General features: G+C 48.7%; 4 protein-coding genes. All 4 read left to right on the plus strand.

Annotated features, from left to right (window positions below):
* The coding region (locus VE954_RS31525) for a hypothetical protein (protein WP_324960491.1) at nt 1-187 on the plus strand (187 nt) is incomplete at its 5' end.
* Nucleotides 188-619: 432 nt separating this feature from the next.
* Nucleotides 620-1,003: a hypothetical protein gene (locus VE954_RS31530; RefSeq protein ID WP_324960493.1), complete on the plus strand. Its 384-nt coding sequence runs from the start codon at nt 620-622 to the stop codon at nt 1,001-1,003.
* A 194-nt stretch (nt 1,004-1,197) separates the two neighbouring features.
* Nucleotides 1,198-2,157: a hypothetical protein gene (locus VE954_RS31535; protein WP_324960495.1), complete on the plus strand. Its 960-nt coding sequence runs from the start codon at nt 1,198-1,200 to the stop codon at nt 2,155-2,157.
* A gap of 48 nt (nt 2,158-2,205) precedes the next feature.
* Complete coding sequence (locus VE954_RS31540) at nt 2,206-2,535, plus strand: putative dsRNA-binding protein (protein WP_324960497.1); 330 nt, start codon at nt 2,206-2,208, stop codon at nt 2,533-2,535.
* The last annotated feature ends 641 nt before the right edge of the window (nt 2,536-3,176 follow it).

The raw sequence follows: 3,176 nt of genomic DNA on the forward strand, positions 1-3,176 counted from the left end.
AATATTATCAAAAGATTTTTTCATTTTCTGTGTGATTATTTGCGGGACAGAGAGGAGATTGACTTCCTGTTCGGCTTTATCCTCTGCCTGTTTAAGCTCAAGGAGCGCACTTTCCCAGCGTCTTTCCAGTTCAGCGGCTACCCCTGAGGCAAAAAATATTCAAAATTCAGAAAGCGGGGGCGGTTGATCGTCAACCATGGCGGGGTGGGGAGCCGGAAGGACCCGGACGGTCGTCTTCAGTACCAGACAACATAGGAATTAACCAATGCCTTTGCCCGCTCGTGTATGTCCTTATATTCCTAAATTACTGCCTTTTTAGGCTTGCTTTGTTCGTTAAATTAAATATTCATTAAGATTTAGTTGGTAGTCTCTATAACTTCTATTTGATCTTTTCTCAAATTCCAGGTTGAACAGGATGAGCATCTGTACAAGAAGACTCACAGGAACGAGTATGTCATTTGTGTTAAATAGGAGACTAAGTTTATGCGGATGGCACTTCCACTCATTTGCCTCACACTGCTGAGCCAGATAGCCTATTCACAAGGCGAGACCAGCAATACATCAGCTCCAACGAGCGAGACCAGGCTCGAAGATGCTGGGGCGGTGGAAAAAAAGGCTGATGAAGCCAGCGCCGGGAAGTCAGCGGGTGGGTTTCCTCGGCATTCCTCCCTGGCGTTTGAATAACCAGGTGTCGTTCGGTATGGCCGATCATGATGTCACGCTTTCGAGCCGCACGATTGCCCGTCAGTGGATTGACCCTGAAACAGCCAGCTCTGATTTCCAACGCGGCGTTAAAATCGGTTCCTACACAGAATACGATGCCGTTTATGGTGTGACTCTGCCCTGGAACGGTAGCTTACAACTGGGAGTCAACAACATCCTCGATACCATCGGAGGTGTTGTGTCGGATGAAAGCCCTGGCAGTGAGACGATCGCTCGAGAAACCGGTACTTACTCTTATATCGGTCGCTCCTACTACGCTCGTATCACTCAGAAATTCTAATCAACCACACCTTATCCTATTGTGCTAGACAGGTGTCATCCTTCGGGATGACATCTGTAAAATCTTCCTTGAAGATTTTTATAGCTTAAGACTGATGAAATCCAAGCTCATGCTTGGGTTTTTTTCATGACAATGGGCACGAAAAGTCCTTACATACTTCCAGAAGACTCTGGGCAGCCGCGGGGAGACAAGGGATGCCTGTAGCGGCTGGGCAGGTGCTTGATCGCAGGGTCAACGAGTGGAAAGATATATCAACGGACAACGCGCCATCTCCCCGCCTTTATGCAGATGCTCACGCCTATCAAGGAAGGATACTGATATTCGGCGGTATCACAGGCCGCGAGTTTGCCTGCAATGACGATAGCAACAAGGTTTCAGGTCTGACAGATGGCAGATTCTATTCACCATCATCCGGCAAATGGGAGGACGATGTCTCTGTGCCCGAGGGGCTCATCCCAGGCGCTGCCCCGGAATTTACCGGCTCTTGGCTCGTTAAAAATCACCTCGTTGTACGTCTGACCCACAATGAGGGCAGTCGTATCGTGGCCCTGAATCTTGATACCGGCACGTGGAAGACTGTATTCGATGCCGTGGCTGGCGCTTCGCAGCTTCAGGTTGCGAAGGTTAAGAATGGCCTGGCCGTCATACATTACAAAAGCGATGCAGAAAAGCCTAGCATTCTTAAGCTGACACGGATTTTTGGCGAAAGTCTTGAGAAGACCGCTGTTAGCGAAGCATATCTGCCGGGTGTATTCAATTTAATTTACGTGAAGCACGACGCTCCATCTTCCGATAGCCAGCATTTTCTAGCCATTGGGTTGAAGTCCGGAGACTCGATCATGAATACCAGCATCCAGTTTGCAGTTGATGTTACGGGTTCGCTTAAACTTCAGCCTCTGCCAATCTTCGGATCGAGCCTGGTCGAATGGGTCGACGTTGAAAAGGGCTTTGTAGGATTATGCCATGACGGCCTCGGAAAGGTTATTGCAGTTTACCTGGATAAGAAGTCAGGAGCCACAAGGAAGATCTCTGGTATTGATATCGAATACAATCAGTACACCGTGGTTCGAGCTTACAAAAATAAGGTCTACTTTACCATGGGACTCGACAAGGCCCGCAGTTATATGCTGGAACTTCCAAACCAGGATCAATAGTATTCCGCTTTACGTCAATGGAAATGCAGTTCTCGTTTTACAAAGAGGGTGGAGACAGGGCGTGATGAAATTGCACGTTCGGGTCTTGACGCACGGCAAAGGCTTAATGAGATGGTGCAGAAGGGGATTTTTTCAGGCTTCGAGTATGATGATCATGGTCAGCGCGGTCCGGTGCATGAGCCTGGCTTTTTCTGCAGCGCCAAAGTTCTTGGCGGGCATGGCTGGATAAGCAGTGAGGTTTGCTCGGGACACACGAAGAAGCTTGCCCAGGCTGCAGCGGCGGCCAGGCTTCTCGAGCAGATCATGGAGCGCAGCAAACGTCCATCTGTACAGCAGCAGATGAAAGGTATTCGTGAGCAAATGGTGGGTCAACCTTAAAGGGGTTTGATGCAGAATTGGGGAAAGTCGGACTTCTGAAACCCAACTGAGCGGGGGCTCAAGTGCGGGTGTTTGAAAGAACCCAGGATTCATAGAGAAAAATCCTGGGCAAGTAAGCTTCATACAAGGCATCGGGATACGACTGCCCGATCTTTCTTTCGCCTGCCGAAGAAAAAAATTGAGTCCTAGAGGGGTTGATGCCGATTGATTCACAGATTAGCAGATCGACGATAAGGGGTTGATTTTTTTAGGCACATAATAGACCATTTTGCCTCAATCTTCAGTTCGTCATGGCAATCATTTCAGGTATTTGGCACCGATCTGCCAGGAAATTACTCGTTTTGGCATCAGATCCCTCCCAGGGCCACTTCCGCCGATGACATCGAGGCTCCTCTGCCTTGGAACTTTTCGACCAAGCACTGACCTGATCAGGACAACCTCAAAACCCTGGGCACGACCGAGCGTTTACCATCTTCGGGCTTATTGTTTTGGATCTCCGGCAGGAAAAAGATAGCGTCAATAAAGTCGTGGGAGTTTTGAAAGATATAATGGGGCAAAGCTCTGCCTTATGATAAATTCTGCATGCCCTTTATCAATACGCCTATATTCAAAAGGTGAGCGGCCCATTATTCCACAACCGG

The sequence above is a fragment of the Oligoflexus sp. genome, assembly GCF_035638955.1.
GTDB lineage: Bacteria > Bdellovibrionota_B > Oligoflexia > Oligoflexales > Oligoflexaceae > Oligoflexus.